Genomic DNA, 7006 nt, shown 5'->3' on the forward strand with positions numbered 1-7006 from the left:
TTGGACGTTTGAACGCCCGATAGCAAGCAGGAGATTTATATGGCTGAAGTACATCATGAGACGGGTGGCTCTGGGGCAGATTTTGATTTAAGTCAGTTTTATCAGATCTTCTTTGAAGAGGCTGGCGAAAACCTGGACTTGATGGAGCAGATGCTGCTCAACTTGAATTTGCAGACCGCAGACGACGAAGAGCTCAACGGGATTTTTCGTTGTGCACACTCGGTCAAGGGCGGTGCGGCCACCTTCGGTTTTTCGGATGTCGCCGAGTTGACCCACCAGATGGAGTCGTTGCTTGACCGCTTGCGCCGTCACGAACTGCAACCCACTTCGGTGATGGTGGATGTGTTGCTGGAGTCCGCCGACGCCTCTCGCAGCCTGTTGGCCCGGCACCAGGCCGGCGGCGAAGGCACGGCGTTGCCGACGGCTGATCTGGTACAGCGGATTCGCGCCATTGTCGCGGGGGAAGCCGTTGCAGCGGTTGCCAAGGCACCCGCGCAGCCCGCCACGCCAGCGGTGGTCGCACCGCCCGCTGCGGCAGTGGTTCCTGTCGCACCGTCTGGCCCTGTTGAAAAGTCGGTTTCCAGCGGTCCCAGGCGACTCAACATCACGATCAGCAAGGTGGTGCATGCTGAAGAGGGCAACGCCATTCAGGAGCTTTTTCGGGATATTCCGGGTTTGGGGCAGATCAAGAGTTTGCCGTGCAATGATGCCAGCAGGCGGGAGTTTTTTGTCGAGACGACCTCGACCAACGAGGATCTGTTGGATCTGTTTGCCTTTCATGTGTCACGTGAGCAGGTGTTGATCCAGGAAGAGGCAGATGAAGTGCCGGCTTTGCCGGCTGCCACGCCTGCACCGGTGCCAGCGGCTGCGGCTGCACCATCAGGGGCTGAGGCGGCGGCAGGGTTCGGTTTTTTTGATGGCGCACCGGGCGCTCCGGGGACCCGGGCAGCACCTGAGGCGCCTGTGGTGGCCGCCATGGTCGCGGAGACCGCAAGCGCTGTGGCGCGGGCCGGGGCGAAGCCCGCTGCGGCCGCCTCAGCCGCACAGCCTGAGGCCGCCACCATCCGGGTGGCGATCAGCAAGGTGGATCAACTGATCAACCTGGTGGGTGAACTGGTGATCACGCAGGCCATGCTGGCACAGAACAGCCGTGGACTTGACCCGGCGGTGTACCAGCAATTGCTCACCGGCCTGACTGATCTTGACCGCAACACGCGGGACCTGCAAGAGTCTGTGATGTCGATCCGGATGATTCCAATGTCCATCGTGTTCAGCCGCTTCCCGCGCATGCTGCGCGACCTTGCCAGCAAGCTGGGTAAAAAGGTCGACTTCCAGACCCAGGGCGAAGCCACTGAGCTTGACAAAGGGTTGGTGGAGAAAATCACCGATCCCCTGACCCATCTGGTACGCAACAGTTGTGATCACGGGATCGAGATGCCCGGGGACCGTTTGCGCGCGGGCAAGCCTGAAATGGGCACGATTACCCTGTCTGCAGCCCATCAAGGTGGATCGATCGTGATTGAGGTGCGTGATGATGGCAAAGGCATGTCAAGAGAAAAGATTCTGTCGAAGGCGCGTGAACGAGGTCTGGACGTATCGGACCAAATGACCGATGCTGAGGTGTGGCAGCTGATCTTTGCCCCCGGATTTTCAACTGCCGAGGTGGTCACTGACGTCTCCGGGCGTGGCGTTGGCATGGACGTCGTCAAGCGCAACATCACTTCGCTGAACGGCACGGTGGATATCGAGTCCACTGAAGGTTACGGAATGAAAGTGTCGGTGCGCTTGCCGCTCACGCTGGCCATCATGGATGGCATGTCAGTCGGGGTCGGCAACGAGGTGTACATCCTGCCATTGTCCTCGGTGGTCGAGTCGTTCCAGGTGAAGCCGGATGCGGTAAGTACCGTTGGTCAAGGGGCGCAACTGGTCAAGGTTCGCGACGAGTACATGCCGGTCATTGAGCTCGAGAAAGTTTTCCAGGTGCCGCGCTATGGCTCCGAGAAGGTCAGCGACATCATGGTGGTCATAGAGGCCGAGGGCAGCCGGGTGGTGCTGCTGGTCGATGAACTGCTGGGTCAACAACAAGTCGTCGTCAAGAATCTGGAATCCAATTACCGGAAGGTGTCCAACGTGTCCGGGGCCACGATTCTGGGGGATGGCAAGGTGGCACTCATTCTTGACACTGGCGCACTGGTGCGCCGGTCACGGCACTGAGGCCACCCGATCAGGACAATGGAAAGGCAATAGGCATGGAAAAGAGCAATGACGCCGCGAGCGCAACCAATCGTGAATATCTGACCTTCCGACTCGATCGTGAAGAATATGGGATCGATATCCTGAAAGTTCAGGAGATCCGAGGTTATGAATCGCCCACCCGGATTGCCAACGCCCCGTCTTTCATCAAAGGGGTCATCAATTTGCGGGGCACGATTGTGCCCATTGTGGATATGCGGCTGAAGTTCAATTGCGCCAAGGCCGAATATGACAGCTTTACCGTGGTGATCATCCTGAATCTGCGTCAACGTATCGTCGGCATCGTGGTTGATTCGGTCAGTGACGTGATGGGCCTGATGCCGGAAAACTATCAGACCGCTCCCGAGGTTGACAGTGTCATCGACTCGGATGCGGTGCTTGGACTAGGTTCGGTGGGTGAACGCATGCTGATTCTTCTGGATATTGAAAAGTTGATGTCTGGGGATGACATGGGTCTGGTCAGCGATGCTGGCTGACCGTCTGCAAGGATGCAATGTCAGTCACTCAAGCAGCCAGACTCCAGCAGAACGGCGATGTTTCCGACATGCGCGGTCGGGAGTTTGCGTGGTCAGACACCGATTTTGTACGGGTACAGGATCTGATTTATCGCCGTGCCGGCATCAGTTTGCATGATGGCAAGCACGCCATGGTGTACAGCCGGCTGTCCCGGCGTCTGCGCGAAACCGGTCACAACAGTTTCAGTGATTACCTGAACTGGCTGGAGGCGTCGGAAAGCGCTGAATGGCAAGAATTCATCAACGCGCTGACGACTAACCTGACCTCGTTTTTTCGGGAACAGCATCATTTTGGGCTCCTGCGCGATTTTTTGCTGTCGCAATCGACCGGGAAAGACTGGCGAATCTGGTGTGCGGCATCCTCCACGGGCGAAGAGCCCTATTCCATACTGATGACATCCTTGCAGGCTTTGGGGCAACGCGCGGATCTGTCGATTGTGGCGAGCGACATTGACTCCAAGGTGCTTGCAACGGCGGCCCAGGGGGTCTACCGCCTGGATGATCTCAAGAATGTTGTCGATTCGCAGTTGCAGCTTTTTTTTCAGCGAGGCAAAGCGGGCAATCAGGGCATGGTCCGGATCAAGCCGGAGTACAAGAAGTTCATCGAATTCATGGTGATCAACCTGATCCGTGACGATTGGCCTTTTCGCAAATTGTTTGACGTGGTGTTCTGTCGAAACGTCATGATCTACTTTGACAACCCGACCCAGCGTCGTGTGCTCGAGCGCATTCATCGCGTCATGTCTCCAGGCGGATTGTTGTTTGTTGGCCATGCGGAAAATTTCACGGAGTCACGTGATCTATTTGTACTGAAAGGCAAGACCGTGTATGAGCGGCGATAAGGTCGAGATGTCTTTGTCTGCCGGATCGTGGTTGCAGGTCGGCCCTGGAGCGACCCGGTGATGGATACGGCGGCCAATGGCGCTGTTGATCGCGCTGTACGACCGGCCAGCACTGTGTTGTCGCGTCTGGATCGCTTCAAGGCTGCTCCTCGCAGTCCCGGTGAAGCCAGTTTTTTCTTTCGCGATCAGCAGTTTCAGTACGACTCCGTCAAGGTATTGCCAGGTGAGTATTTTGTGTCGCTGGACGACATGATGATCACCACGGTGTTGGGCTCGTGTATCGCTGCTTGTATCTGGGATTCAAGAGCTCGTGCCGGCGGCATGAATCATTTCATGCTACCCGAGGGAGATGCCAGCGATGGCGGCGGCCGCTATGGCTCTTATGCCATGGAACTGTTGATCAATCAGCTGCTCAAGACCGGCGCACGGCGCGAGTTCATGCAAGCCAAGGTGTTTGGTGGCGCACAGGTCATGGCCGGGTTCACGTCGATGAATGTCGGTGAGCGCAATACCCAGTTTGTTCTGGACTATCTGGCAACTGAAAAAATTCCGGTGGTTTCACAGGACGTATTGGACATTCACCCTCGAAAAGTCTGCTTTTTCCCGGTCACAGGCAAAGCGCTGGTCAAACGCTTGGCACATGCGCATCCAGAGAACCTGGTTGTTGAAGAACGCAAGGGCAGCGTACTTGCGGTTGTGAAATCGACCTCGGGTGGTTCTGTGGACCTGTTTTGAAGGTAGGGGCTGTGAACAAGATTCGGGTTTTGGTGGTGGATGACTCTGCGCTGGTGCGCAGTCTGCTCAAGGAAATCATCAATCGCCAATCCGATATGGAGTGCATTGGGACTGCTTGCGACCCGCTGGTGGCGCGGGGCATGATCCGCGAACTCAACCCCGATGTCGTGACGCTGGATGTCGAAATGCCGCGCATGGATGGGCTGGATTTTCTGGAACGCTTGATGCGTTTGCGTCCAACACCCGTGGTCATGGTGTCCACGCTGACCGAACGTGGCGCTGCCGTGACCATGCGGGCGCTGGAATTGGGGGCAGTAGATTTTTTGCCCAAACCGCGATTTGACCTGGCGGGCGGCATGAATCTGCTGGCCAGCCAGTTTGTCGAGAAGTTGCGTATTGCGAGCAAGGCCCACATCAAGCGCCGGGTTGTCGCGCTGCATGAGGGTGTGGGCAGCGCGCAGGCCACCGAATCACCCTTGCGCGCCAGCGCCAGCGGTTTCGCCCCTGCCTGTGTGGTGTTCATTGGAGCCTCCACCGGTGGCACCGAGGCCATTCGGGAAATTCTGGTGCGTTTGCCGGAGGCTTTTCCGCCCGTGCTCATCACCCAGCATATGCCTCCTGGCTTTACGGCAAGTTTTGCGGCTCGTCTGCATGACCTGTGTGCATTGAGTGTCAAAGAGGCGGCCGACGGTGACCGTATCCAGCCTGGGCATGTCTATATCGCGCCGGGGGGGTATCACCTTCGACTGCGTCGCAGTGCCCAAGGTCTCGTTGCGTCGGTGGAAGACGGCGAACTGGTGAACCGGCATCGACCGTCGGTAGAGGTTCTGTTTCGCTCCGCTGCCAGTTTGGTTGGTGCCAACGCCATTGGGGTGATGCTGACCGGAATGGGCGACGATGGTGCTGCCGCCATGCGCGAGATGCGCGAGGCGGGTAGCTACAACTTCGTTCAGGACGAAGCCTCGTGTGTGGTTTTTGGGATGCCCCGCGAGGCCATTTTGCATGATGCAGCCGATGAAGTGCTGCCCCTTGCCGAGATTGCGGGTGCATTGATCAAGAAAACCGCGCGTGTCCGTTGATCCGGGGTGGTTCTCAAGGCACTGAAGATTTCATGAATGATGTGACACCTTCACCGCTTCTGCCGGAGCCCGGGGGTACGGTGCGCATCGTACGCTCCACTCCCGTGGTCGGCTGGATGCGGTGGCTGCCGGGCGTGAACGTGCTGAGCCAGTATCAGATGGAATGGCTGCGCCATGACTTTGTGGCGGGTCTGGTTCTGACCACGGTGCTGGTTCCCGTCGGTATTGCCTATGCAGTCGCGTCGGGTTTGCCCGCTGTTTCTGGCCTCTATGCGACGATTTTCGGATTGCTGGCTTATGCCCTGTTCGGACCCAGTCGGGTGCTGGTGCTCGGACCCGACTCATCGCTGGCGGCACTCATTCTGGGTGTTGTGTTGCCCCTTTCGGCAGGTGTGCCGCAACGCGCCATGGCTTTGGCCGGGATGATGGCGGTTGTCTGTGGTGTCCTGTGCATTATCGCCGGGGGGGCTCGTTTGGGTTTCGTGACCGAACTGCTGTCCAAACCCATCCGTTATGGATACATGAATGGCATCGCGCTGACCGTATTGGTCAGCCAACTGCCAGCACTGCTGGGTGTCCGGGTACAGGGTGACGGGTTGTTGGAAAAAAATCAGGCGCTGCTGGATGCAATCAGTGACGGCAGGACCAACCTGATGGCCTTGTCCCTCGGCTTGGGCACCTTGGCCGTGATGATGTGGCTCAGGCGCTACAAACAGCTCCCCGGGATTCTGATGGCCGTGATGGGTGCCACGGTGATTGTTTCTGTGTTCGATCTTGCCACTCTGGCCAAGGTGCAGGTCCTTGGCGAGCTGCCGCCAGGGCTGCCTGCACCCGTCCTTCCCTGGATTACTGTCCACGATATTGGGCCGGTGTTCCTGGGAGGATTGGCGATCGCGCTGGTGTCTTTTGCCGACACCAGTGTCTTGTCGCGCGCGTATGCTGCGCGTGCACGGACCTCGGTCGACCCGAATCAGGAGATGATAGGGCTGGGCGTGGCGAACCTGGTTGCGGGCCTCTTTCAGGGTTTTCCCGTGAGTGCAAGTGCATCGCGGACACCAGTGGCCGAAGCGGCTGGTGCGAGAACTCAATTGGCTGGTATGGTCGGCGCGGTGGCGGTGGCGAGCCTTCTGTTGATCACACCTGATTTGCTCAAGAACCTGCCGCTCGCTGCACTGTCTGCCGTCGTGATCGCATCGGCGCTGGCGCTGATCGAGGTCAAAGATTTGCGCCGGATTTACCGTATCCAGCGCTGGGAGTTCTGGCTGTCCATCGGTTGCACTGCGGGTGTTGCGGTTTTAGGCGCTATCGAAGGCATTGGACTGGCCATCGTGATTGCGGTCATCGAGTTTTTGTGGGACGGGTGGCGGCCGCATTTCGCGGTATTGGGGCGGGTCGAGGGTGTCAAGGGGTACCACGACATCACGCGCTATCCGGATGCGCGCAGGATACCCGGTTTGGTGTTGTTCCGCTGGGATGCACCACTGTTTTTCGCCAATGCCGAGTTGTTTCGCGATCATGTGCTGGATGCTGTTGCAGACTCCGCAAGTCCGGTGCGCTGGTTGGTGGTGAGTGCAGAGCCGGT

At 58.2% G+C, this 7006-nt stretch carries 6 protein-coding genes; all 6 read left to right on the forward strand.

Features of this window, described 5'->3' with window-relative positions; translation table 11 throughout:
- The first annotated feature begins 39 nt into the window (after positions 1-39).
- Positions 40-2214, forward strand: a complete 2175-nt coding sequence (locus tag KBF66_RS09140; RefSeq protein WP_296655376.1) for a chemotaxis protein CheW — start codon at positions 40-42, stop codon at positions 2212-2214.
- A 35-nt stretch (positions 2215-2249) separates the two neighbouring features.
- Entirely contained in the window at positions 2250-2729 is a 480-nt protein-coding gene (locus KBF66_RS09145) for a chemotaxis protein CheW (protein WP_296655381.1), read from the forward strand.
- A gap of 17 nt (positions 2730-2746) precedes the next feature.
- Entirely contained in the window at positions 2747-3610 is an 864-nt protein-coding gene (locus tag KBF66_RS09150) for a CheR family methyltransferase (protein ID WP_296655383.1), read from the forward strand.
- Between the two features lie 60 nt (positions 3611-3670).
- Positions 3671-4345, forward strand: coding sequence for a chemoreceptor glutamine deamidase CheD (cheD, locus tag KBF66_RS09155; protein WP_296655394.1), 675 nt, complete (start codon positions 3671-3673; stop codon positions 4343-4345).
- 11 nt (positions 4346-4356) lie between these two features.
- A complete protein-coding gene (locus KBF66_RS09160) occupies positions 4357-5424 on the forward strand; it encodes a chemotaxis response regulator protein-glutamate methylesterase (RefSeq protein ID WP_296655384.1) in 1068 nt (355 codons plus the stop codon).
- Between the two features lie 116 nt (positions 5425-5540).
- The coding region (locus KBF66_RS09165) for a SulP family inorganic anion transporter (protein WP_296655398.1) at positions 5541-7006 on the forward strand (1466 nt) is incomplete at its 3' end.

It is taken from the genome of Rhodoferax sp. (assembly GCF_018063565.1).
Classification (GTDB): domain Bacteria; phylum Pseudomonadota; class Gammaproteobacteria; order Burkholderiales; family Burkholderiaceae_C; genus Rhodoferax.

Excerpts from the sequence above, each read along its gene's own strand:
- KBF66_RS09145 (WP_296655381.1), top strand. The coding sequence starts at position 2,250 with ATGGAAAAGAGCAATGACGCCGCGAGCGCAACCAATCGTGAATATCTG.
- cheD (WP_296655394.1), top strand. The coding sequence starts at position 3,671 with ATGGATACGGCGGCCAATGGCGCTGTTGATCGCGCTGTACGACCGGCC.
- KBF66_RS09140 (WP_296655376.1), top strand. The coding sequence starts at position 40 with ATGGCTGAAGTACATCATGAGACGGGTGGCTCTGGGGCAGATTTTGAT.
- KBF66_RS09150 (WP_296655383.1), top strand. The coding sequence starts at position 2,747 with ATGTCAGTCACTCAAGCAGCCAGACTCCAGCAGAACGGCGATGTTTCC.